The organism is Burkholderia sp. MSMB1588, assembly GCF_001546925.1.
Lineage (GTDB): Bacteria > Pseudomonadota > Gammaproteobacteria > Burkholderiales > Burkholderiaceae > Burkholderia > Burkholderia humptydooensis.
In genome coordinates this window covers 377,757-401,795 of record NZ_LNJS01000001.1, presented here as the reverse complement: position 1 = coordinate 401,795, position 24,039 = coordinate 377,757, and the positions used below count along the sequence as shown (strand labels likewise).

22 protein-coding genes and 1 tRNA gene are annotated in these 24,039 nt (G+C 68.5%); 17 read left to right on the top strand and 6 right to left on the bottom strand.

Features of this window, described 5'->3' with window-relative positions; all coding sequences use genetic code 11:
- The first annotated feature begins 76 nt into the window (after nt 1–76).
- The 4 genes from ptsN (at nt 77) to WS92_RS13615 (ending at nt 3,312) form a co-directional block, all read left to right on the top strand.
- Nucleotides 77–586 carry a PTS IIA-like nitrogen regulatory protein PtsN gene (gene ptsN, locus WS92_RS13630; RefSeq protein WP_004534308.1) on the top strand — a complete coding sequence of 170 codons (510 nt, stop codon included), beginning with the start codon at nt 77–79 and terminating at the stop codon, nt 584–586.
- A gap of 128 nt (nt 587–714) precedes the next feature.
- Nucleotides 715–1,683: an HPr(Ser) kinase/phosphatase gene (gene hprK, locus WS92_RS13625; RefSeq protein WP_004195225.1), complete on the top strand. Its 969-nt coding sequence runs from the start codon at nt 715–717 to the stop codon at nt 1,681–1,683.
- Between the two features lie 76 nt (nt 1,684–1,759).
- A complete protein-coding gene (rapZ, locus tag WS92_RS13620; protein ID WP_006024491.1) occupies nt 1,760–2,653 on the top strand; it encodes an RNase adapter RapZ in 894 nt (297 codons plus the stop codon).
- 26 nt (nt 2,654–2,679) lie between these two features.
- A complete protein-coding gene (locus tag WS92_RS13615; RefSeq protein WP_009911186.1) occupies nt 2,680–3,312 on the top strand; it encodes an LON peptidase substrate-binding domain-containing protein in 633 nt (210 codons plus the stop codon).
- An 82-nt stretch (nt 3,313–3,394) separates the two neighbouring features.
- Here WS92_RS13615 and mutY read toward each other — a convergent pair whose 3' ends face one another.
- Together mutY and mutM are read right to left on the bottom strand one after the other, a co-directional pair.
- Nucleotides 3,395–4,501 carry an A/G-specific adenine glycosylase gene (gene mutY, locus WS92_RS13610; protein WP_059932611.1) on the bottom strand — a complete coding sequence of 369 codons (1,107 nt, stop codon included), beginning with the start codon at nt 4,499–4,501 and terminating at the stop codon, nt 3,395–3,397.
- 4 nt (nt 4,502–4,505) lie between these two features.
- Nucleotides 4,506–5,336 (bottom strand): bifunctional DNA-formamidopyrimidine glycosylase/DNA-(apurinic or apyrimidinic site) lyase, encoded by an 831-nt coding sequence (gene mutM, locus WS92_RS13605; protein WP_015600791.1) that lies wholly within the window; start codon nt 5,334–5,336, stop codon nt 4,506–4,508.
- Nucleotides 5,337–5,424: 88 nt separating this feature from the next.
- Between mutM and WS92_RS13600 the strand changes: the two genes are divergently transcribed.
- From WS92_RS13600 to hisC, 8 genes are all read left to right on the top strand, one after another.
- Entirely contained in the window at nt 5,425–7,245 is a 1,821-nt protein-coding gene (locus tag WS92_RS13600) for a tetratricopeptide repeat protein (RefSeq protein WP_059932612.1), read from the top strand.
- Nucleotides 7,242–7,874, top strand: coding sequence for a lipoprotein insertase outer membrane protein LolB (gene lolB, locus WS92_RS13595; protein ID WP_061083860.1), 633 nt, complete (start codon nt 7,242–7,244; stop codon nt 7,872–7,874). Before WS92_RS13600 ends, lolB begins: the two co-directional genes overlap by 4 nt.
- A gap of 33 nt (nt 7,875–7,907) precedes the next feature.
- A complete protein-coding gene (gene ispE, locus WS92_RS13590) occupies nt 7,908–8,789 on the top strand; it encodes a 4-(cytidine 5'-diphospho)-2-C-methyl-D-erythritol kinase (RefSeq protein ID WP_015600162.1) in 882 nt (293 codons plus the stop codon).
- 53 nt (nt 8,790–8,842) lie between these two features.
- Nucleotides 8,843–8,919 (top strand) — tRNA-Gln (locus WS92_RS13585).
- Between the two features lie 46 nt (nt 8,920–8,965).
- On the top strand, nt 8,966–9,922 hold the full coding sequence (locus WS92_RS13580; protein ID WP_006024484.1) for a ribose-phosphate pyrophosphokinase: 957 nt from the start codon (nt 8,966–8,968) through the stop codon (nt 9,920–9,922).
- Between the two features lie 163 nt (nt 9,923–10,085).
- Entirely contained in the window at nt 10,086–10,700 is a 615-nt protein-coding gene (locus WS92_RS13575) for a 50S ribosomal protein L25/general stress protein Ctc (RefSeq protein WP_059932706.1), read from the top strand.
- 125 nt (nt 10,701–10,825) lie between these two features.
- Nucleotides 10,826–11,431 (top strand): aminoacyl-tRNA hydrolase, encoded by a 606-nt coding sequence (gene pth, locus WS92_RS13570; protein WP_015602324.1) that lies wholly within the window; start codon nt 10,826–10,828, stop codon nt 11,429–11,431.
- Between the two features lie 50 nt (nt 11,432–11,481).
- Nucleotides 11,482–12,549 (top strand): histidinol-phosphate transaminase, encoded by a 1,068-nt coding sequence (gene hisC, locus WS92_RS13565; RefSeq protein WP_010676316.1) that lies wholly within the window; start codon nt 11,482–11,484, stop codon nt 12,547–12,549.
- 133 nt (nt 12,550–12,682) lie between these two features.
- Here the strand turns inward: hisC and WS92_RS13560 are convergent, their stop codons facing one another.
- The 3 genes from WS92_RS13560 to rsmD form a co-directional block, all read right to left on the bottom strand.
- The gene (locus WS92_RS13560; protein ID WP_059932616.1) at nt 12,683–12,946 is read right to left on the bottom strand and encodes a YfhL family 4Fe-4S dicluster ferredoxin; all 264 of its coding nucleotides are present in this window, start codon (nt 12,944–12,946) and stop codon (nt 12,683–12,685) included.
- A gap of 64 nt (nt 12,947–13,010) precedes the next feature.
- On the bottom strand, nt 13,011–13,511 hold the full coding sequence (gene coaD, locus WS92_RS13555; protein WP_010676314.1) for a pantetheine-phosphate adenylyltransferase: 501 nt from the start codon (nt 13,509–13,511) through the stop codon (nt 13,011–13,013).
- A 122-nt stretch (nt 13,512–13,633) separates the two neighbouring features.
- On the bottom strand, nt 13,634–14,260 hold the full coding sequence (gene rsmD / locus WS92_RS13550; protein WP_059932618.1) for a 16S rRNA (guanine(966)-N(2))-methyltransferase RsmD: 627 nt from the start codon (nt 14,258–14,260) through the stop codon (nt 13,634–13,636).
- A gap of 255 nt (nt 14,261–14,515) precedes the next feature.
- On the opposite strand from rsmD, the gene ftsY reads away from it, so the two are divergent.
- Nucleotides 14,516–15,775: a signal recognition particle-docking protein FtsY gene (gene ftsY / locus WS92_RS13545; protein WP_059932620.1), complete on the top strand. Its 1,260-nt coding sequence runs from the start codon at nt 14,516–14,518 to the stop codon at nt 15,773–15,775.
- 155 nt (nt 15,776–15,930) lie between these two features.
- Here the strand turns inward: ftsY and maiA are convergent, their stop codons facing one another.
- Nucleotides 15,931–16,575: a maleylacetoacetate isomerase gene (maiA, locus tag WS92_RS13540; protein ID WP_010676309.1), complete on the bottom strand. Its 645-nt coding sequence runs from the start codon at nt 16,573–16,575 to the stop codon at nt 15,931–15,933.
- Nucleotides 16,576–16,960: 385 nt separating this feature from the next.
- On the opposite strand from maiA, the gene nirB reads away from it, so the two are divergent.
- Genes nirB through ybiB form a run of 4 tightly spaced genes read left to right on the top strand, consistent with a single transcriptional unit; the run spans nt 16,961 to nt 23,685 of the window.
- Nucleotides 16,961–19,405, top strand: a complete 2,445-nt coding sequence (gene nirB / locus WS92_RS13535; RefSeq protein WP_059932622.1) for a nitrite reductase large subunit NirB — start codon at nt 16,961–16,963, stop codon at nt 19,403–19,405.
- Between the two features lie 55 nt (nt 19,406–19,460).
- Entirely contained in the window at nt 19,461–19,856 is a 396-nt protein-coding gene (locus WS92_RS13530; protein ID WP_059932624.1) for a nitrite reductase (NAD(P)H) small subunit, read from the top strand.
- Nucleotides 19,853–22,708, top strand: coding sequence for a nitrate reductase (locus WS92_RS13525; RefSeq protein WP_059932626.1), 2,856 nt, complete (start codon nt 19,853–19,855; stop codon nt 22,706–22,708). Before WS92_RS13530 ends, WS92_RS13525 begins: the two co-directional genes overlap by 4 nt.
- The gene (gene ybiB, locus WS92_RS13520) at nt 22,705–23,685 is read left to right on the top strand and encodes a DNA-binding protein YbiB (protein ID WP_059932628.1); all 981 of its coding nucleotides are present in this window, start codon (nt 22,705–22,707) and stop codon (nt 23,683–23,685) included. Before WS92_RS13525 ends, ybiB begins: the two co-directional genes overlap by 4 nt.
- The last annotated feature ends 354 nt before the right edge of the window (nt 23,686–24,039 follow it).

The following is a 24,039-nucleotide window of genomic DNA, read 5'->3' as shown; positions in this document are numbered from 1 at the left end:
TTATTATCGGGGGCGATGAGCCGGTTCGCCGCGCTTCACAGGTCTCCGTCGCCTAACGCCGTCCTTTTTGACCGACATGGAAAATCAGTCCGCCGCGAGGAGACCCCAGGCCGCCCCTACGCCTGCCAACATGAATCGCCTAGCCAAAATCCTGCCTCTGGAGAACGTCGTCATCGATCTCTCCGTCACCAGCAAGAAACGCGTCTTCGAACAAGCCGGCCTGATCTTCGAGAATCAGAACGGCATCGCCCGCAGCACCGTCACCGACAATCTGTTCGCGCGCGAGCGTCTCGGTTCGACGGGCCTCGGCGAGGGCGTCGCCATTCCGCATGGCCGGATCAAGGGGCTCAAGCACCCGCTCGCCGCTTTCGTGCGGCTCGCCGAGCCGATCCCGTTCGAAGCGCCGGACGGCCAGCCCGTGTCGCTGCTGATCTTCCTGCTCGTGCCCGAGCAGGCGACGCAGGCGCACCTCGAAATCCTTTCCGAAATCGCCCAGTTGCTGTCCGACCGCGACACGCGCGAGCGTCTGCATACCGAACCGGACCGCGACGAGTTGCATCGACTCCTGACTCAGTGGCAACCTTAGGCTGATCGGGGCGGTTCGTTCCCCATTGCGTCGCGGCCCGCGCCGCCGAGCCGAGCCGCCCGCCGCCGGGCCGGCGCCGCAACCGTCGTTGCAGCGCCAGGGCGCCGGCTCCTTGGAGTGACGGACTCATGGATACGTCCAGCATCAACGCCCAGAGCATCTTCGACGACAACGCAGCCATGCTGAAGCTCAGTTGGCTGACGGGGCATGAAGGCTGGGAACGCGGCTTTTCCGCCGACACGGTGGCGAACGCGACGTCGAGCGCCGATCTCGTCGGCCACCTGAACCTGATCCACCCGAACCGGATCCAGGTGCTCGGCGAGGCCGAGATCGACTACTACCAGCGCCAGACCGACGAAGACCGCTCGCGCCACATGGCCGAGCTGATCGCGCTCGAGCCGCCGTTTCTCGTCGTCGCGGGCGGCGCCGCCGCGCCGCCCGAGCTCGTCCTGCGCTGCACTCGCTCGTCGACGCCGCTCTTCACGACGCCGATGTCGGCCGCCGCGGTGATCGACAGCCTGCGCCTGTACATGTCGCGCATCCTCGCGCCGCGCGCGACGCTGCACGGCGTGTTCCTCGACATCCTCGGGATGGGCGTGCTGCTGACGGGCGATTCGGGCCTCGGCAAGAGCGAGCTCGGCCTCGAGCTGATCAGCCGCGGCCACGGGCTCGTCGCCGACGACGCGGTCGACTTCGTTCGACTTGGCCCCGATTTCGTCGAAGGGCGCTGCCCGCCGCTGTTGCAGAACCTGCTCGAAGTGCGCGGCCTGGGCCTTCTCGACATCAAGACGATCTTCGGCGAAACCGCGGTGCGCCGGAAGATGAAGCTCAAGCTGATCGTCCAGCTCGTGCGCCGGCCCGACGGCGAGTTCCAGCGGCTGCCGCTCGAAAGCCAGACCGTCGACGTGCTCGGCCTGCCGATCAGCAAGGTGACGATCCAGGTCGCGGCGGGCCGCAACCTCGCGGTGCTCGTCGAGGCGGCGGTGCGCAACACGATCCTGCAACTGCGCGGCATCGACACGCTGCGCGATTTCATGGATCGCCAGCGCCTCGCGATGCAGGACCCGGACAGCCAGTTCCCCGGCAAGCTCGTGTAACCCGCGCCGGCCTCGCGCCCGCCACGCTCGCGCAACGAGCCGGTGCTATGATGAAACGTCAGGATTTCCTCTTTCCATGCGCATTGTCCTCATCACCGGCATCTCCGGCTCAGGCAAGTCCGTCGCGCTGAACGCGCTCGAGGACGCGGGCTACTATTGCGTCGACAACCTGCCGCCGCACGTGCTGCCCGAGCTCGCCCGCTACCTCGCGAACGAAGGCCAGAACCGGCTCGCCGTCGCGATCGACGCGCGCTCGAGCGCGTCGCTCGACGAAATGCCGGGCCTCATCCGCGCGCTGTCGCGCGAGCACGACGTGCGCGTGCTGTTCCTGAACGCGAGCACGCAGGCGCTGATCCAGCGCTTCTCCGAGACGCGCCGCCGCCATCCGCTGTCGGGCTCGCCGTCGCACGACGCGGACGTCGGCCTTCTCGTGTCGCTCGAAGAGGCGATCGAGCGCGAGCGCGACCTCGTCGCGCCGCTCGCCGAATTCGGCCATCAGATCGACACGAGCAATCTGCGCGCGAACGTGCTGCGCACGTGGGTCAAGCGCTTCATCGAGCAGAAGAACGACGATCTCGTGCTGATGTTCGAATCGTTCGGCTTCAAGCGCGGCGTGCCGCTCGACGCCGATTTCATGTTCGACGTGCGCGCGCTGCCGAACCCGTATTACGACCATGAGCTGCGCCCGCTCACCGGGGTCGACCAGCCGGTCGTCGCGTTTCTCGACGCGCTGCCCGTCGTCCATCAGATGCTCGACGACATCGAGTCGTTTCTCGTCAAGTGGCTGCCGCATTTCCGCGAGGACAACCGCAGCTACCTGACGGTCGCGATCGGCTGCACGGGCGGCCAGCATCGGTCGGTGTTTCTCGCGGAGACGCTCGCCGCGCGTCTGTCGCGGCAGGCCAACGTGATCGTGCGGCATCGTGACGCGCCCGTCGCCGTGGACGCGTCGTCGCGGCTCGTGACCTAGCGCCGCTCACTTTTCCCGGGCCCGCCATGTCCTCTCTGTCGACCACGCTCATCGATTTGCCGCTCTTCCCGCTGCATACGGTGTTGTTCCCGGGCGGGCTGCTGCCACTGAAAGTCTTCGAGGCGCGTTATCTGGACATGGCGCGCGCATGCCTGCGCGACGACGCGCCGTTCGGCGTGTGCCTGCTGAAGAGCGGCCCGGAAGTCGCTCAGGAAGGCGAAGTATCGGTGCCCGAAACGATCGGCTGCATGGCGCGGATCATCGAATGCGATACCGGCGAATTCGGCATGCTGTTGCTGCGCACGATCGGCACGCAGCGCTTCGAGTTGCTGTCGCACCGGGTCGAGGCGAACGGCCTGCTCGTCGGCATCGCGGAGCCGATGCAGGACGACATCCCGCTCGAAGGCGACGACGCGCTCGCGCAGTTCGGCGCGTGCGCGGAGGCGCTCGACCGGATCGTCGAAGTGCTGCGCAAATCCGAAGCCGAGCTGCCGTTCGCGGAGCCGTTTCGGTTCGACGACCCTACGTGGGTGTCGAACCGGCTCGCCGAAGTGCTGCCGCTCGATCTGCGCGCGCGGCAGAAGCTGATGGAATTCCCCGATGTCGGCGCGCGCATCGATGCGGTTCATCGGGAGTTGAATCGTCACGGGTGGTTGTAGGCGCGCCGCGCCGGAAACGGCGGCGCCATTCGCTTCCACTTCGGCCCCCGCGCGGCCACCCCGCCTGCCGCAGTTACAGCGCCTACAGCAACGACCCGCTCAACCCGTCGAGCAATTTGCGCACGGGCGCGGGCACGCCGTACGCGTCGAGCTTGTGGAGCGCGACCCATGCGGTCTCGTCGTCGGCCGCTTGCAACGCGCCGCCCGCTGCGCCGTCGAGCTCAGCGAGCCGCGGCTCGATCTCGAGCTTGAAATGCGTGAACGTATGCGTGAACGGCGCGAGCGGCACGAGCGCCGCGCCGCCGAATTCGCGCGCGCGCCGCGCGAGCGCCGCGTCGCCGTCCGCTTCGGGCAGGCTCCATAAGCCGCCCCAGATGCCCGCGGGCGGGCGCCGCTGCAACAGCACCGCGTCGCCGTCGCGCAGCACGAGCATCCACGTGCGGCGCGTCGGCACCGCCTTCTTCGGGCGCGCGGCGGGCAGCTCGCGCTGCCGGCCGCTGCGATCGGCAACGCAATCGCCCGCGAACGGGCAGCGCGCGCAATCGGGCTTGCCGCGCACGCAAAGCGTTGCGCCGAGATCCATCAGGCCCTGCGTGTACGCCGTGACGTCGGCCTGTTCGGCCACATCCGGCAAGAGCGCCTCGGCAAGCGCCCACATCTCGTTCTCGACGCGCTTGTCGCCCGGAAAGCCTTCGACGCCGAACACGCGCGCGAGCACCCGCTTCACGTTGCCGTCGAGGATCGTCGCGCGCGCGCCGAACGCGAACGACGCGATCGCCGCGGCCGTCGAGCGGCCGATGCCCGGCAGCTCGGCGAGCGCTTCGGGCGAGCCCGGGAACGCGCCGCCGTGCAGCTCGACGACCGCCTGCGCGCAGCGGTGCAGATTGCGCGCGCGCGAGTAGTAGCCGAGCCCGGCCCAAAGCGCCATCACGTCGTCGATCGGCGCGGCCGCGAGCGCGGCGACGTCCGGATAACGCTCGAGAAAGCGCACGTAGTACGGCACGACGGTCGACACCTGCGTCTGCTGCAACATGATCTCCGACAGCCAGATCCGGTACGGATCGCGGGTGTTCTGCCACGGCAGGTCGTGGCGGCCGTGCTTGCGCTGCCAGGCGATCAGCGTCGGCGCGAAGGCCGCGTGAAGCGGCGTGATGACGGGCGGCGCGGGAGGAATGCGGGGCGGTTTCAAGTTCTTAACGCTGACAATTCGGACAGAAATAGGTGGATCGCTGCCCCTGGACGATCTGGCGGATCGCCGCGCCGCAGACGCGGCACGGCTCGCCCGCGCGATCGTAGACGAAGCAGTCGAGCTGGAAATAGCCGCTCTCGCCGTTGCTGCCGACGAAGTCGCGCAGCGTGCTGCCGCCGCGCTCGATCGCGGCGGCGAGCGTCGCGCGCACCGCGTCGGCGAGCCGCTCGTAGCGCGGCAGCGATACGCGCCCCGCCGCCGTGGTCGGCCGGATGCCGGCGCGAAAGAGGCTTTCGGACGCATAGATGTTGCCGACGCCGACGACGATGTCGCCCGCGAGCAGCGCCTGCTTGACGGACACCGTGCGCCCGCGCGTGCGCTTGAAGAGGAGCGCGCCCGAGAACGCGGCCGAGAACGGCTCGACGCCGAGGCTCGCGAGGAGCGGATGCGCGTGCACGTCGCCCGCGTCGCGCGGATGCCAGAGCACCGCGCCGAAGCGGCGCGGATCGCGAAAGCGCAGCACGAACTCGTCGAAGATCCAGTCGACGTGATCGTGCTTCGCCGGCGCGGGCGGCGGCGCGTCGTTCGGCAGCACGCGCAGCGTGCCCGTCATGCCGAGATGGACGATGAACCATCCGGCGTCGACTTCGAACAGCAGGTACTTGCCGCGCCGCTCGACGCGCAGCACCTCGCGCGACCTGAGCAGCTCGGCGAAGCCGGCGGGCACGGGCCAGCGCAGCATGGCGGTGCGCACGTCGACGCGCTGCACGCGCCGCCCGGCGACGAACGGCTCGATGCCTCGGCGCGTAACCTCGACTTCCGGCAACTCTGGCATGTTTTACGGGTCTCTATCTGGCTGATGGCGATGGTGCGCGTATTGTAGCGAGCGCGTTACAATCGGCTGAAACATTGAACGGATTTCCATGACCTTGCCCTCGAAGCTGTCCCAGAAGCGCCTTGCCGCTGCGCGCGGCCCGCGCGCCGTTCCGGTGCGCCGCGCGATCGGCGCTGCGCTCGTCGCGGCGTGGGCGCTCGCCGCATTCCCCGCTCACGCGCAAGACGACGCAGGCGACGAAGCCCCTCAGGGCGCATTCGCGTCGACGCTGCCGGAAGAGCAGAAGGATCTGCCGAACGTCGCGCTGACGAGCCAGATCGTCTACCAGGTGCTCGCGGCCGAGGTCGCGCTGCAACGCAATCTTCCCGCGCCCGCGTACCAGACCTACCTCGCGCTCTCGCGCGACACGCGCGATCCACGCATGGCCCAGCGGGCGACCGAGATCGCGCTCGCCGCGCAGAGCCCGGCGGACGCGCTGACGGCCGCGAATCTGTGGCGCGAGTATTCGCCGGGCTCGCAGCGCGCCGCGCAGGTCGACGCCGCGCTCCTCGTGCTCGGCGGCAAGCCGGCCGAGGCGCAGCCGATGCTCGCGCAGGAACTCGCGCGCGCGACGGGCGACAGCCGCGGCCAGGCGATCATCGCGCTGCAGGCGCTGCTCGCGCGCGGACCGAACCGCGTCGGCGGCCTGACGGTGCTTCAGGATCTGCTGAAGAACGACATGAACCGGCCGGAGGCGCGGTTCGCGATCGCGCGCCAGCAGCTCGCGACCGACGACAAGGACGGCGCGACGCAATCGCTGAAGGAAGCGCTGCGCATCAAGCCCGATTATCTGCCGGCGGCGCTGATGCTGTCGCAGATGGGGCCGGACGAGCGCGCGGCCGGGGTTGCATCGTTCGAGAAGTTCGTTCAGCAGAATCCGAAGTCGCGCGACGGCCGCCTCGCGCTCGCGCAGTTGTATCTCGCCGACGATCGCCTCGACGACGCGCAGAAACAGTTCGACGCGATGCGCCGCAACGATTCGAGCGACCCGACGCCGCTGATGGCGATCGCGCTCATCAAGATCCAGCAGAAGCACCTCGACGACGCGACCGCGTATCTGAAGCAATACGTGAAGGTCACGCAGAAGAAGCCGGGGGCGGACGTCGGGCAGGCGTACGTGTATCTCGCGCAGATCGCGCTCGACCAGAACAACGAGGCGCTCGCCGCGCAATGGCTCGACAAGGTCGACGAATCGAGCCAGCAATACGTGCCCGCGCAGGTCACGCGCGCGCAACTGCTGCAGAAGCAGGGCAAGACCGACGAAGCGCGCAAGCTGCTCGCGAACCTGCAGGCGTCCGATCCGCGCGACGCCGCGGTGATCGCGCGCACCGATGCGTCGATCCTCTTCACGTCGAGACGCTACAAGGAGGCCGCGGACCGGCTCGCGCAGGCGGTCGAGGATTTCCCGGACGATCCCGATCTGCGCTACGACTACGCGATGGCGTGCGAGAAGATCGGCCAGTACACGATGATGGAACAGCAGTTGCGCCTGCTGATGCGCGCGCAGCCGGACAATCCGCAGGCATACAACGCGCTCGGCTATTCGCTCGCCGACCGCAACCTGCGCCTGCAGGAAGCGAGCAAGCTGATCGAGAAGGCGAGTTCGCTCGCGCCGAACGACGCGTTCATCATGGACAGCCTCGGCTGGGTCAAGTACCGCCTCGGCGACACGGCAGGCGCGACGACGATCCTCAAACGCGCTTACGACCTGCAGCCAAACGCTGAAATCGGCGCGCATCTCGGCGAAGTGCTGTGGAAGAGCGGCTCGCGCGACGAAGCGCGCGCCGCGTGGCGCGCCGCGCAGAAGCTCGAGCCCGACAACGACACGCTCGTGCAGACGCTCAAGCGCCTTGAGGTAAACGGACTTTGATGACGATGCCGCGTTTTGCCCGGCCGCATGCGCGCAGCGCGCGCGGCTTCGCCCTCGCCGCTGCGGCCGCGGCCGCCGTCGCGCTCGCCGGCTGCGCGACGCAGCCGCAGCGCGCGCCCGTCACCGCGCCGAACGCGCTGCAGACCGAGCAGAATCGCGCGTACACGGGCCGCTTCGCGGTCCAGTACCACGATCAGCTCGGCTATCCGCGCAACGTCTACGGCAATTTCGACTGGCAGCAGCAAGGCACGAACGTGTCGCTCGAACTGCGCAACCCGCTCGGCCAGACGCTCGCGATCGTGAAGTCCGCGCCGGACGGCGCGTCGCTCGAATTGCCGAATCGTCAACCGCAATTCGCGCCCGACGTCGGCGAGCTGATGCAGCGCGCGCTCGGCTTCGCGCTGCCGCTCGACGGCCTGCGCTACTGGCTGCTGCCGACGCCGTCGCCCGCAACGCCCGCGACGACGGTGCGCGATCCGCAGGACGGCACGCGAATCAAGGAAATCCGCCAGGACGGCTGGACCATCGATTACCTCGCATACGCCGACGCGCCGGCCGCCGGCGTGAAACGCATCAACCTGGTGCGGCAGACGCCGCCCCTCGACATCAAGCTCGTGCTCGACCGCTGAACACGCGCTTTTGCCCGACCAAGCTGCCTTAGCATGACCGATACGACCCGCTCGCTGCGCGACTGCCTCGCCCCGGCGAAACTGAACCTGTTCCTGCACATCACGGGCCGCCGCCCGGACGGTTACCACGAGCTGCAAAGCGTGTTCCAGCTACTCGACTGGGGCGACACGTTGCATTTCACGCTGCGCGACGACGGCAAGGTGTCGCGCAAGACCGACGTGCCGGGCGTGCCCGAGGAAACCGATCTCGTCGTGCGCGCGGCGTCGCTGCTGAAAGCGCATGCGGGCGTCGCGGCGGGCGTCGACATCGAGATCGACAAGCGGCTGCCGATGGGCGCGGGCCTTGGCGGCGGCAGCTCGGACGCGGCGACGACCTTGCTTGCGCTCAACCGCCTCTGGAAGCTCGACTTGCCGCGCGCAACGTTGCAATCGCTCGCAGTGAAGCTCGGCGCCGACGTGCCGTTCTTCGTCTTCGGAAAAAATGCATTCGCAGAGGGTATCGGGGAAACGCTACAAGCTGTAGAATTACCGGCTCGCTGGTTCCTGGTTGTGACACCACGGGTTCACGTTCCGACAGCAGCGATTTTTTCCGAAAAATCGTTGACAAGAAATTCGAAACCCATCACAATTACGGACTTTCTTGCACAGCGAAACTGCACTGCAGGATGGCCAGACAGCTTCGGCCGGAATGACATGCAGCAGGTTGTGACAAGCAAGTACGCGGAAGTTGCAAAGGTGGTCGAGTGGTTTTATAATCTGACCCCCGCGCGGATGACCGGCTCTGGAGCAAGTGTGTTTGCGGCGTTCAAGAGCGAGGCTGAAGCAGAAGCGGCGCAAGCCAAACTGCCGGCCGGCTGGAATAGCGCAGTTGCCGAGAGCTTGGGTGAACATCCATTCTTCGCTTTCGCGTCATAAAGTTTCGCTTCACCGGATGGCCTACACTTCCGATGGAGCTAAAAGTTTAGTGTAGGGGAGTCGCCAAGTTGGTCAAGGCACCGGATTTTGATTCCGGCATGCGAGGGTTCGAGTCCTTCCTCCCCTGCCAAAATTTCTTTCCCGCATTTCCCGCCTAAGCCTGAAGCAGGTGCACGATGAGCAGCCATGACGGCCTGATGGTTTTTACTGGCAACGCCAATCCCGCGCTTGCTCAGGAAGTCGTCAAAATTCTTGGTATTCCCCTCGGCAAAGCGATGGTCAGCCGTTTCTCCGACGGCGAGATTCAGGTCGAAATCCAGGAAAACGTGCGCGGCAAGGACGTCTTCGTCCTGCAATCGACGTGCGCGCCGACGAACGACAACCTGATGGAACTGATGATCATGGTCGATGCGCTCAAGCGCGCATCCGCCGGCCGGATCACCGCCGCCATCCCCTACTTCGGCTACGCGCGCCAGGATCGCCGCCCGCGCTCGGCGCGCGTCGCGATCTCCGCGAAGATCGTCGCGAACATGCTGGAAATCGCCGGCGTCGAGCGGATCATCACGATGGATCTGCACGCCGACCAGATTCAAGGCTTCTTCGACATCCCCGTCGACAACATCTATGCGACGCCGATCCTCTTGGGCGACCTGCGCAAGCAGAACTACCCGGATCTGCTCGTCGTGTCGCCGGACGTCGGTGGCGTCGTGCGCGCCCGCGCGCTCGCGAAGCAACTGAACTGCGACCTGGCGATCATCGACAAGCGTCGTCCGAAGGCGAACGTCGCCGAAGTGATGAACATCATCGGTGAAGTCGAAGGCCGCACCTGCGTGATCATGGACGACATGGTCGACACGGCAGGCACGCTCTGCAAGGCCGCGCAAGTGCTGAAGGAGCGCGGCGCGAAGCAGGTGTTCGCGTATGCGACGCACCCGGTGCTGTCGGGCGGCGCGGCAGACCGGATCGCCGCTTCGGCGCTCGACGAGCTCGTCGTCACCGATACGATTCCGCTGTCCGCCGAATCGCTCGCGTGCTCGAAGGTCCGCGCGCTGTCGAGCGCGGGCCTCCTCGCCGAGACGTTCTCGCGGATCCGCCGCGGCGATTCGGTGATGTCGCTGTTCGCGGAATCGTAAAGCGATCCGCCGCAAAATGGTTTAGCGCAAAAAGCGAAGCGACGAGCTTCGCTTTTTGCACAATCGGCCGGGACCGACGAACCCCCGGCCATCGATCGGGGGCCTCATGCTGTCGCGGGGCCCCGTTTTACTGCCTGGTCGCGGGCAGCACATGGAGAAACACATGAAAGTCGTCGCTTTCGAGCGCCAACAGCAAGGTACGGGTGCGAGCCGCCGCCTGCGCAACGCCGGTAAGACCACGGGTATCGTGTACGGCGGTGAAGCAGCCCCGCAAATGATCGAACTCGATCACAACGCCCTGTGGCACGCGCTGAAGAAGGAAGCCTTCCACTCGTCGATCCTCGATCTCGAAGTGGCCGGCAAGTCGCAACGCGTCCTGCTGCGTGACGTGCAATACCATCCGTTCCGTCAGCTCGTGCTGCACGTGGACTTCCAACGCATCGATCCGAAGAAGAAGCTGCACACGAAGGTGCCGCTGCACTTCCTGAACGCGGAAACGAGCCCGGCCGTGAAGCTGTCGAGCGCGGTCGTGTCGCACGTCGTGACGGAAATCGAAATCGAGTGCCTGCCGGCCGACCTGCCGGAATTCCTCGAAGTCGATCTGTCGAAGATCGAAGCGGGCCAATCGCTGCACGTGAAGGACATCGCGCTGCCGAACGGCGTCGCGCTGACCCCGCACGCCGACGCGGAAAACCCCGTGGTCGCCTTGGCGACGATCCCGGCTGGCGCCGTGTCGGAAGAAGCGGCTGCGGGCGAAGGCGAAACGCCGGCTGCCTGAGCGCCCTTCGGACCCGCCTTTCGAACCGTTTCGCACGACGGTCGACGAGACCCGCCGCGGCTTGCCCGGCGGGTTTTTTCATTTTGCAGCCCGCGAGGGCGAGCCCTGACGGGCAAGCATTCATCATGATCAAACTGATCGTCGGCCTCGGCAATCCCGGGGCGGAATACACGGCGACGCGCCACAACGCGGGCTTCTGGCTCGTCGACCAGCTCGCGCGCGAAGCCGGCGCGACGCTGCGCGACGAGCGGCGCTTCCACGGCTTGTACGCGAAGGCGCGCCTCTTCGGCGACGAAGTGCATCTGCTCGAGCCGCAGACGTACATGAACCGTTCCGGCCAATCGGTCGTCGCGCTCGCGCATTTCTTCAAGCTGCTGCCGAACGAAATCCTCGTCGCGCACGACGAGCTGGACTTGCCACCCGGCGCGGTCAAGCTGAAGCTCGGCGGCGGCAGCGGCGGCCACAACGGCCTGAAGGACATCTCCGCGCACCTGTCTTCGCAACAATACTGGCGGCTGCGGATCGGCATCGGCCATCCGCGCGACCTGATTCCCGAAAGCGCGCGCGCGGGCGCGAAGCCCGATGTCGCGAACTTCGTGCTGAAGCCGCCGCGCAAGGAAGAGCAGGACGTGATCGACGCCGCGATCGAGCGCGCGCTCGCCGTGATGCCGACCGTCGTCAAGGGCGAGACCGAGCGCGCGATGATGCAGTTGCATCGCAACGGCGCGTGAGCCGCGCGCATCGGTTAAGCTCGTCGTTTTACCGCATCAGGAGCCACGTGGTGAGCCGTTACTGGAGCGACATCGTCCATCAACTCGAGCCGTACGTGCCGGGCGAGCAGCCGGCGCTCGCGCATCCCGTCAAGCTGAACACGAACGAGAATCCGTATCCGCCGTCGCCGCGCGCGGTCGACGCGATCCGGCGCGAGCTCGGCGACACGGGCGAGGCGCTGCGCCGCTATCCCGACCCCGTCGCGCGCAAGCTGCGCGAAGCGGTTGCCGCCCACCACGGGATCGCGCCCGAGCAGGTGTTCGCCGGCAACGGCTCCGACGAAGTGCTGGCGCACGTGTTCCAGGCGCTCTTGCGGCACGACAGGCCGCTGCGCTTCCCGGACATCACGTACAGCTTCTATCCGACCTATGCGCGGCTCTATCGCGTCGAATACCAGACGGTGCCGCTCGCCGAGGATTTCTCGATCGTCGTCGACGACTATCTCGACGACGCCGGCTGCGTGCTGTTCCCGAATCCGAACGCGCCGACGGGCCGCGCGCTGCCGCTTGCCGACATCGAGCGGATCGTCGCCGCGAATCCGGGCTCGGTCGTCGTGATCGACGAGGCGTATGTCGACTTCGGCGCGGAATCGGCCGTGTCGCTGATCTCGCGCTACCCGAACCTGCTCGTCGTGCATACCGCGTCGAAGGCGCGCTCGCTCGCCGGCATGCGCGTCGGCTTCGCGTTCGGCGACGCCGCGCTGATCGACGCGCTCACGCGCGTGAAGGACAGCTTCAACTCGTACCCGCTCGACCGTCTCGCGCAGGTCGCGACGCAGGCGTCGTACGAGGACGCCGCGTGGTTCGAAGCGACGCGCAAGCAGGTGATCGCGAGCCGGGAGCGGCTCGTCGCCGCACTCGCCGCGCTCGGCTTCGACATCGTGCCGTCGGCGGCGAATTTCGTGTTCGCGCGCCATCCTCGCCACGATGCGGCGACGCTTGCCACGCAACTGAAGCAGCGGGAGATTTTCGTGCGGCACTTCAAGCTGCCGCGGATCGACCAGCATTTGCGCATCACGGTCGGCACCGACGCCGAATGCGACGCGCTCGTCGCCGCGCTGCGCGAATTGCTCGCGTAACGGGCGGCTCGCGCGGTCGACGCGCGAGCCAAAGCGATGCGGGAAAAATACGGCGGGCGGCGAATCGGCCGCCGTCACCGCGCACAGGCGGAGGGCGACGACCCAGCCGTCGCGCCGGCCGCCGCGCGGCGCGTCACGCGCCGTTCTTCTCCGCCGCGATCAGCGCGCGATACTTCGCCATCAACTGATCCTTCGTCTCGGGACGACCCGGGTCCCGCGGGATGCATTCGACCGGGCACACCTGCTGGCACTGCGGTTCGTCGAAATGACCGACGCACTCGGTGCACTTGTCCGGATCGATCACATAGATTTCCGGGCCCATCGAAATCGCGCCGTTCGGGCACTCGGGCTCGCACACGTCGCAATTGATGCACTCGTCGGTAATCATCAAAGCCATACTGGTCTCACTTCCGCCGGCGCGCGGCCGGCCGCTCCGGGCCGCCTGCCGCGCGCGCGAGCGCTCACGCGGACGGCCCCTGGGCCATCGCGGCCACCTTCTCAGTCAGCCATTTCTCGACCGACGGGAACACGAACTTGCTGACGTCGCCGCCCAACTGCGCGATCTCGCGCACGATCGTGCCCGAGATGAACTGGTATTGGTCCGACGGCGTCATGAACATCGTCTCGACGTCGGGCAGCAGGTAGCGGTTCATCCCCGCCATCTGGAACTCGTACTCGAAGTCTGACACCGCGCGCAGGCCGCGCACGATCACGCGCGCGTTGTTCGCGCGCACGAAATCCTTCAAGAGGCCGGTAAAGCCCATCACCTTCACGTTCGGGTAATGGCCCAGCACCTCGTTCGCGATCTCCAGACGTTCCTCGAGCGAGAAGAACGGCTTCTTCGCACGGCTGTCGGCGACGCCGACAACCAGCGTATCAAAAATGCTCGACGCGCGCCGCACGAGATCCTCGTGGCCTCGCGTCAGCGGATCGAACGTACCTGGGTACACGGCGACTACCATGTCGCTCCTCCTGTCATCGAGCAATTGGGGTCACACGGCCATGCGCGTCATGCGCGGCCGCCGACATGGGCGCACGTCGCGACTGCACGCGGCTGCACGCGGCGCCTCGTTTGGAACGCGCATTATTCATCATTTTCGCGTTGCAGCAAATGATAGTGGACGGCGCCCGCCTTGCCGCGCCGCGTCACCTGCCAGCCGGCGAGCGACGCATGCGCTGACGGATCGAGCAGCGCGCCCGTCTCGACGTACAGAAAGCCGCCCGGCGCGACGAGCTCCGGCGCGAGTTCGAGCGCGCGCGCGAACGCGGCCGCGTCGCCGAACGGCGGATCGACGAACACGACGTCGAACGAGCGCGGCGCGAGGCCCGCCGCGATGCGCAGCGCGTCGGCCTCCGCGACCTCGACCGCGCGCGCGGCGAGCTTGTCCTTCAGCGCGCGCAGTTGCCGCGCGGCGCGCGGATGGCGCTCCACCATCACGACGCTCGCCGCGCCGCGCGACGCCGCCTCGAAGCCGAGCGCGCCGCTGCCCGCGAACAGGTCGAGGCAGCGCCGCCCTTCGAGATGCTGGCCGAGCCAGTTGAAGATCGTCTCGCGCACGCGGTCTGGCGTCGGACGCAGGCCGTCCAGGTCGAGCACCGGAAGCGGCGTGCGCTTCCAGTCGCCGCCGATGATGCGGATCGTGTGCGGCTTGCCGCGGCCGGCCGCTAGGGCTCGCTGCGCCTGCGGCCGCGCCGTAGAGGAACGGGACATGCGGAAGATTCGATACGGAAGCGTTGGAAACGGAATGAACCGGCTGAAACGGCGCGATGCGCCGCGATGACGCGCACGTTACCACAAGCGGCGCGCCCGCCATGCCGCCGCCGCACGGCGAAGCGCGAGCGCCTGATAAAATGCCGGGTTTGCAGCGCGCGAACCCGCCGCATGCGCGCCGCCGGGCTCTTTTGCACGGAGCCCGGCCGGCCGGCGCACCCGGTGCCGCGCCCCGCCTCTTCCGCAAGCGAAACCATGTTCAGCTTCTTCAAACGATTCAAGAAAGCGCCCGATGCCGCACCGGCCGAGCCGCAGCCAGCGCCCGACGCGCCGCAGGACGACGCCCGCGCGCCGGCCGCGCCCGAGGCCACGCGAGTCGACGCGCCCACCGCGCCGGTCGCGCGCGCCGAAACGCCGCCCGCCTCCCCCGCCGCCGCGGCGCCGGAATCGCCGGTCGGGCAGCCGCAGCCCTCCGCCGCCGCAGCAGCAGCAGCGGCTCGCGCGAGCGCCAAGCCCGCGCCGTCCGTCGTGATGACGGTCACGCCGTCGTCGAACGGCCGCAACGGCGTCGTCGAGACGGTCGAGATCGTGCCGCCGCCCGCGCCCGAGCCGGCCGCGAAGAAATCGTGGATTGCACGGCTGAAGTCCGGCCTCGCGAAGACGAGCTCGAGCATCACGAACGTGTTCGTCAACACGAAGATCGACGACGCACTCTACGAGGAACTCGAGACGGCGCTACTGATGTCCGACGCCGGCATCGACGCGACCGAGCATCTGCTCGGCGCGCTGCGCGAGAAGGTGCGCACGGGCCGCCTCACCGATCCGCAACAGGTGAAGGACGCGCTGCGCGGCCTGCTCGTCGATCTGCTGACGCCGCTCGAGAAGTCGCTCGTGCTCGGCCGCGCGCAGCCGCTCGTGATGATGATCGCGGGCGTGAATGGCGCGGGCAAGACGACGAGCATCGGCAAGCTCGCGAAGCATCTGCAGAGCTTCAATCAGTCGGTGCTGCTCGCCGCGGGCGACACGTTCCGCGCGGCCGCGCGCGAGCAGCTCGCGATCTGGGGCGAGCGCAACAACGTGACCGTCGTCCAGCAGGAAAGCGGCGATCCGGCCGCGGTGATCTTCGATGCGGTCAGCGCCGCGCGCGCGCGCAACATCGACGTGATGATGGCCGACACCGCGGGCCGCCTGCCGACGCAGTTGCATCTGATGGAAGAGCTCCGGAAGGTGAAGCGCGTGATCGGCAAGGCGCACGACGGCGCGCCGCACGAGGTGCTGCTCGTCATCGACGCGAACACCGGCCAGAACGCGCTCGCGCAGGTGAAGGCGTTCGACGACACGCTCGGCCTCACGGGCCTCATCGTCACGAAGCTCGACGGCACCGCGAAGGGAGGCATCCTCGCCGCGATCGCGCGTCAGCGGCCGATTCCCGTGTACTTCATCGGCGTCGGCGAGAAGGTCGAGGATCTGCAACCGTTCAGCGCGGAGGAATTCGCGGACGCGTTGCTCGGATAAGCCGGGCAGCCGATCCCTCTGGCGGGACGCAGCCGCCGCCGTGAAAAGGGGCGCCTTGCGCGAACCGCACGTCAACGTCGGGCCCGATGCCCGGCGTCTGGCGGCGCGGTTCGGCAAGGCGCCCGTTTTTCATCGGCGCGCCGCCGATGCCGCGCTCACTCGGCGTCCGGCTGCGCGGCGGGCGCGGCCGCCTTGAACGCGTCGAGCGTCATCGCATGATCGTGGATGCGCTGAATCGTCGGAAACCGCTCGAGGCCGATCGAGAAGCGCTGCGCGTTGAACACCTGCGGCACGACGCACAGATCGGCGAGCGTCGGCGCATCGCCGAAGCACAGCTTGCCCGCGCGCGGATCGCTCGACAGACGCGCTTCGAGCGACTTGAAGCCGTCCTCGATCCAGTGGCGATACCACGCGTCCTTCGCGTAGTCGTCAACCTGCAACGTGTGCTTCAGATACTTCAGCACGCGCAGGTTGTTCAGCGGATGAATCTCGCAGGCGACCTGCAGCGCGATCGCGCGCACGTAAGCGCGGTCGACGGGCGCCTTCGGCAACAGCGGCACGTCCGGATACGCTTCGTCGAGGTATTCGACGATCGCGAGCGACTGCTGCAGCGGCGAATCGCCGTCGATGAGCGTCGGCACGAGCGCGTCGGGGTTGAGCGCGCGATAGTCGTCCGTCAGTTGCTGGCCGCCGTCGCGCAGCAGATGCACGGGCACGTAATCGAACGGCAGCTTCTTCAGATGCAGCGCGATGCGCACGCGAAACGCCGCCGAACTGCGGAAATAGCTATATAGCTTCATCAATGTCCCTCCATCTCTCGATCGTCGATCTTCTCGCCGGCGCTCGGGCGCGACGGGCGGCGCGCGCCGCGAAGCCGCCGGGCGGGCGTTCGAGCGCTTCGTCACGCCGAACGCCGCGGCAACGGCCGCAAGTGTAACGCGGCGCGCCGGTTCGCGCGGCCGATCCGGCGGCACTTTGCTGGTGCGCAACTGCGGCAATGCACGCTTCGCGTGCGAAATGGCGCATCGGCCGTGTGCCGGCGCACCACGCGCGCGCGCACGATTGCCGCGCGATCGGCCGGCCGCCTTCTAAATAGCGGCCAAATAAAAAGTGGCATGGCAATTGCTGTTTTCCGTCCATCGAACATGGGCCCCCACGACAAGCGGCCCAGTCAGGAGATCCCCGATGCGGAAGATGAAGCTGGTGATGGTCGGCAACGGCATGGCCGGAGTGCGCACGCTCGAAGAGTTGCTCAAGCTCGCGCCCGATTTGTACGACGTGACGGTATTCGGCGCCGAACCGCATCCGAACTACAACCGGATCCTGCTGTCTCCCGTGCTCGCGGGCGAGCAGACGCTCGATCAGATCGTCCTCAACGATTACGCGTGGTACGAATCGCACGGCATCACGCTCCACGTCGGCAAGCAGATCGTGAAGATCGATCGCGTGAAGCGCATCGTGATCGCTGAGGACGGCACCGAGGCCGCGTACGACCGGCTGCTGCTCGCGACCGGCTCGACTCCGTTCATGCTGCCGATTCCGGGCGCGGATCTCGACGGCGTGCTCGGCTATCGCGACATCGCGGACACGCAGGCGATGATCGACGCCGCCGCGCAGCACACGCACGCGGTCGTGATCGGCGGCGGCCTGCTCGGCCTCGAGGCGGCGAACGGCCTGAAGCTGCGCGGGATGAGCGTGACGGTCGTGCACCTCGCGCCGACGCTGCTCGAGCGCCAGCTCGACGCGAAGGCGGGCGGCCTGCTGCGCGCGTCGCTGGAGGCGCGCGGCCTGACATTTCTGATGCCGAAGGAAACGCAGGCGCTCGTCGGCGACGACAGCGGCCGCGTGCGCGCGGTGCGCTTCAAGGATGGCGAGGAATGCAAGGCCGATCTCGTCGTGATGGCGGTCGGCATTCGCCCGAACACGGCGCTCGCCGAAAGCGCGGGCCTCTATTGCAACCGCGGGATCGTCGTGAGCGACACGATGCAGACCTACGATCCGCGCATCTACGCGGTCGGCGAATGCGTGAGCCATCGCGGCATCGCGTACGGCCTCGTCGCGCCGCTCTTCGAGCAGGCGAAGGTCGCGGCGAACCATCTCGCGCAATTCGGCATCGGCCGCTACACGGGCTCGGTGACGTCGACGAAACTCAAGGTCACGGGCATCGATCTGTTCTCCGCGGGCGACTTCCTCGGCGGCGGCGACACGGAGGACATCACGCTGTCCGATCCGATCGCGGGCGTCTACAAGAAGCTCGTGATCAAGGACGACAAGATCGTCGGCGCCTGCCTGTACGGCGACACGGCGGACGGCGCGTGGTACTTCAAGCTGCTGCGCGAGGGCCGCAACATCGCCGACATCCGCGACACGCTGATGTTCGGCGAGACGGGTCTCGGCGACACCGGCCACAGCGGCGAGACGCGCGCGATGGCGATGGCCGACGACGCCGAGGTGTGCGGCTGCAACGGCGTGTGCAAGGGCACGATCGTCACGGCGATCAAGGAGAAAGGCCTCTTCACGCTCGACGACGTGCGCAAGCACACGAAGGCGTCCGCGTCGTGCGGCTCGTGCACGGGCCTCGTCGAGCAGATCCTGATGTCGACGCTGGGCGGCGACTACTCGGCGTCGCCGAAGGCGAAGCCCGTATGCGGCTGCACCGATCATACGCATGCCGAAGTACGCACGGCGATCCGCGAGCACAAGCTGCTGTCGGTGCCGGACGCGATGCGCTTTCTCGAATGGCGCACGCCGAACGGCTGCTCGAGCTGCCGCCCGGCGCTCAACTACTACTGCATCAGCACGTGGCCGCACGACGCGAAGGACGATCCGCAGTCGCGCTTCATCAACGAGCGCGCGCACGCGAACATCCAGAAGGACGGCACGTATTCGGTCGTGCCGCGGATGTGGGGCGGCGTGACGAGCGCCGGCGAGCTGCGCCGCATCGCCGACGTCGTCGACAAATACGCGATCCCGACCGTCAAGGTGACGGGCGGCCAGCGCATCGATCTGCTCGGCGTGAAGAAGGAGGATCTGCCCGGCGTGTGGCGCGACCTCGGCATGCCGAGCGGCCACGCGTATGCGAAGGCGCTGCGCACTGTGAAGACCTGCGTCGGCTCCGAATGGTGCCGCTTCGGCACGCAGGATTCGACGCTGATGGGCCAGCAGCTCGAGCGCGCGCTGTGGCGGATGTACGCGCCGCACAAGGTGAAGCTCGCGGTGTCCGGCTGCCCGCGCAACTGCGCGGAATCGGGGATCAAGGACGTCGGCGTGATCGGCGTCGATTCGGGCTGGGAGATCTACGTCGGCGGCAACGGCGGAATCAAGACCGAGGTCGCGCAGTTCTTCTGCAAGGTGAAGACGCACGAAGAAGTGCTCGAATACGCGGGCGCGTTCCTGCAACTGTATCGCGAGGAAGGCTGGTATCTCGAGCGCACCGTGCACTACCTCGAGCGCGTCGGCCTCGACCACGTGAAGGCGCGCGTGCTAGACGACGCCGGGAACCGCCGCGCGCTGTGGGAGCGGCTGCAGTTCGCGCTGAAGGACGAGCCGGACCCGTGGCACGACACGCAGGACGCGCAGGTCGATCTGCGCCAGTTCATCCCGATCGCGGTGGCCCCCGCCGATGCGTGATGCGCCGCGCATCGCGCCGCCCACGAGCCCCGTCAATCAGCCAGGAATTCGAATCATGTCCGCCACGCAACCCGAATGGATCGCCGTCTGCCAACTGGACGACATCCCGCCGCTCGGCGCACGCGTTCTCACGCGGGCCGCCGGCGCGCCGATCGCCCTCTTTCGCACCGCGAGCGACGCGGTGTTCGCGCTCCTCGATCGCTGCCCGCACAAGGGCGGCCCGCTGTCGCAGGGAATCGTCCACGGCGAGCAGGTCACGTGTCCGCTGCACGGCTTCAATGTCGCGTTCGCGAGCGGCTGCGCGCTGCCGCCCGACGAAGGCTGCACGACCGTCTTCAGCGTGAAGCGCGACGGCGGCGCGGTGCTGCTCGCGCGCACCGAGCTCGCGACGCTCGGCGTCGACGATGCGTCGCAGCCGGCGCCGCTCGCATCGCCGGACGCCGCCACATGACGGTCGACACGCCCGCGCAGCCCATCGCGCAACACACGCCCGGCGCCGTGCGCGAAACGCGTTCGACGTGCTGCTATTGCGGCGTCGGCTGCGGCGTCGTGATCGAAACCCGGTGCGACGCGAACGGCCGCGACACGATCGTCGGCGTGCGCGGCGATTCCGACCACCCGGCGAACTTCGGGCGCCTGTGCTCGAAAGGCAGCACGCTGCATCTGACGGCCACGCCCGAGCGCTACGCGCAGACGCGCGCGACGCATCCGGAGCTGCGCGCATCGCGCGACGCGGCACGCACGCGCGTGCCGTGGGACGACGCGCTCGATCACGTCGCGCGGCGCCTCGCGCGCATCGTCGAGCAGCACGGGCCCGACGCGGTCGGCTTCTACATCTCCGGCCAACTGCTGACCGAGGACTACTACGTCTTCAACAAGCTCGCGAAAGGGCTCGTCGGCACGAACAACATCGATTCGAACTCGCGGCTCTGCATGAGCTCGGCCGTCGTCGGCTACAAGAGGACGCTCGGCGCCGACGCGCCGCCGTGCAGCTACGAAGACCTCGATCACGCGGGCACCGTGCTGATCGCGGGCGCGAACCCCGCTTACGCGCATCCGATCCTTTACCGGCGGCTGGAGGCGGCGCGCGCGCGCAATCCGCAGATGAAGGTGATCGTCGCCGATCCGCGCCGCACCGATTCGGCGAGCGACGCGACGCTGCATCTCGCGCTGCAGCCCGGCACCGACACGATGCTGTTCAACGCGATGCTGCACGTGCTGATCTGGGACGGCGCGCTCGATTCCGCATTCATCGCCGCGCACACGCAGGGCTTCGACGCGCTGCGCGATGCGGTGCGCGACGCGACGCCCGCCGCGGCCGCGCAAGTGTGCGGGCTGCGCGCGGACGACGTCGTGCAGGCCGCGCGCTGGTTCGGCGCGGGGCCGTCGCTGTCGCTGTATTGCCAGGGGCTCAATCAGTCGGCGAGCGGCACGACGAAGAACGTCGCGCTCGTCAACCTGCATCTCGCGACGGGCCAGATCGGCAAGCCCGGCGCGGGGCCGTTCTCGCTGACGGGCCAGCCGAACGCGATGGGCGGCCGCGAGGTGGGCGGCATGGCGACGCTCGCGTCCGCGCACCGCGATCTCGCGAACCCGGCCGATCGCGCCGAGATCGCCGGCCTCTGGGGCGTGCCCGATCTGCCTGCGAAGCCGGGCTTGACCGCGGTCGAGATGTTCGAGCAGCTCGCCGAAGGCGCGCTGAAAGCGATCTGGATCGTCTGCACGAACCCCGCGCATTCGATTCCGGGCCAGGCGGTCGCGCGCGCGGGGCTCGAGCGCGCGGAATTCGTCGTGCTGCAGGACGCGTATGCGCACACGGGCACCGCGCCGTACGCGGACGTGCTGCTGCCCGCGGCGACGTGGGGCGAGAAGGAAGGCACGGTGACGAACTCCGAGCGGCGGATCTCGCGCGTGCGCGCGGCGACGCAGCCGTACGGCGACGCGCGCGCCGACTGGCGGATCGCGGCGGACGTCGGCCGCCGGCTCGAAGCGCGGCTCGCGCCCGGCCGCCCGACGCTCTTTCCGTACGAAGACGCCGAAGCGATATGGAACGAGCACCGCGCGACGACGATCGGCCGCGACTGCGACATCGGCGGGCTGTCATGGCCGCTCCTCGCGCGCGACGGCCCGCAGCAATGGCCGTTTCCGGCGGGCGCCGTGCAGGGCCTCGCGCGCCTGTACGCCGACGGGCGCTTTCCGACCGGCGACGGCCGCGCGCGCTTCGTGCCGACGCCGTATCACCCCGTCGCCGAGGCCGTCGACGCGCGCTACCGCTTCGCGCTGACGACAGGCCGCCTGCGCGACCAGTGGCACGGCGGCAGCCGCACGGGCTCGGTTGCGAAGCTGTTCGCCCACGCGCCGCAGCCGTGCGTCGAGCTCAATCCCGGCGACTGCGCGCGGCTCGAACTCGGCCCGCACGATTTCGTCCACCTGACGTCGCGGCGCGGCAGCGCGCTCCTGCCCGCGCGCGCCGACGACGCGGTCGTCCCCGGCCAGGCGTTCGCGCCGATGCACTGGGGCGACGAATACGTGTCGGGCGTCGCGGGCAACCGCGCGGCAATGGGCATCAACGCGCTGACGACGCCGGCGCGCGACCCGTATTCGCAGCAGCCGGAACTCAAGCACGCGGCGATCAAGCTGCTGAAGGCCGATCTGCCGTGGCGCTGGCTGATCGCCGCGCGCGTGCCGGCTGGCGAGCTGCTCGCGCGCCAGCGGGCCGCGCGCGCGTTCTTCGCGCGCTTTCCGTATGCGAGCTGCGTGCCGTTCGGCACCGACGTGTACGCAGGCCTCGCATGGCGCGTCGCCGCGTACGAGCCCGCGCCCGCCGGGCTGCAGCGCGAAATCGAAGCGCTTTTCGAATTGCCCGCGCAGGCGGCCGACGTGATGAGCTACGGCGACGCGCGGCGCGGCGCCGGCCGGCGCGTGCGGATCGTCGACGGCGCGCTCGTCGCGTTCTCCGTCGCCGGCGCGGCGGGCACGACCGAGGACGGCGCGGCCGTGCTGCGCGAGTACGTCGACAGCGGCGCGAGCGTCGGCGCGCTCGGCCGCCTGCTGCTGTTCGCCGGCCGCGTGCCGCTGCAGGCAGCGCCTGCGCGCGGCCGCACGATCTGCAACTGCGTCGGCGTGGGCGAGCGCGAGATCGGCGCGGTGCTGGCGGCCGACGCGCCGTCCGCGGCGCCCGGCGAGCGGCTCGCGAACTTGCAAGAACGGCTCAAATGCGGTACTCAGTGTGGTTCCTGCATACCCGAGCTGCGCCGCCTGATCGCCGAAACCGCGACGGCCGCGGCCCCTTCCCCTCGATGACCGAATCCGACGCCAACGCCAGCCAGCAGCCCGACCACTTTTCCTGCGCCCGCTTGATCAAGGAAATCGGGCGCGGACCCAACGGCGCACGCGCGCTGCCGTACGACGACGCATTCGCGCTGTTCCGCGCGATGCTCGACGCCCGCGTGTCCGACATCGAGCTGGGCGCGGTGCTGATCGCATACCGGCTCAAAGGCGAGACGGCCGCCGAGCTCGCGGCGATGCTCGCCGCCGCGCACGCGTCGTTCGAGCCGCTGCACGTGCAGGACGCGATGTTCCGCACCGTGTCGATCCCGAGCTACAACGGCGCGCGCAGGCAGCCGAACCTCGTGCCGCTCCTCGCGCTGCTGCTCGCGCGCGAAGGCGTGCCGGTGCTCGTGCACGGCGTGGTGGAGGACCCGGGCCGCGTGACGAGCGCGGAGATTTTCACCGAGCTGTCGATTGCGCCCGGCGGCACGCACGACGAGATCGAGGACACGCTCGCCGAGCGCCGCGTCGCGTTCGCGCCGATCGACGTGCTCGCGCCGAAGCTCGCGCGGCTGATCGCGTTGCGGCGCGTGCTCGGCGTGCGCAATTCGACGCACACGATCGTCAAGCTGCTGCAGCCGTTCGAGCCCGCCGGGCTGCGGCTCGTCAACTACACGCATCCGCCGTATCGCGACAGCCTCGTCGAGCTGTTTCGCGATCATCCGGCGGCCGCGGCGGGCGGCGCGCTGCTCGCGCGCGGCACCGAAGGCGAGGCGGTGGCCGATACGCGCCGTCAGGTGCAGGTCGACTGGCTGCACGACGGGCTCTGCGAGACGGTCGTCGAACCGGCGCGCTCGTCGTCCGACGCGCCGCCCGTCGAGCTGCCCGCATCGCGCGACGCCGCGACGACGGCCGCATGGACCGATTCCGTGATGCGCGGCGAAATTCCGATTCCGGACGCGGTCGCGATGCAGGTCGACACGATCGTGCGGCTCGCGCGGATCGCGTGAGCGCGTGCCTCTCGATGCGTCGCCGAGGCGCGCGGCGGCGCGGGCGACGGGTTCGCGCGAGCTGTTCGCGCGTGGCGGCGAATGCCGGCGAACGCGTGCGCGAGCGTTCGCATCGCTTGCCCGACACGCGCCGCGCGGCTTCAGCATTCAGCCGACGCCGCGCGCTTCGGCGCGCTGATCAGCACGCTGTTCGACACGCCTGACGCGAAGACGGTCGCGCCCGCTGACGCGGGCCGGGCGGGTGGCGAACGCCGCGCCGCCGACCGAATGCCCGACCGAATGTCCCGACGATTGACAGCCGCGGACGACTTCGCATAGAGTTGCCCTCATGCGTTCCTTCCAGAACACCCTCCG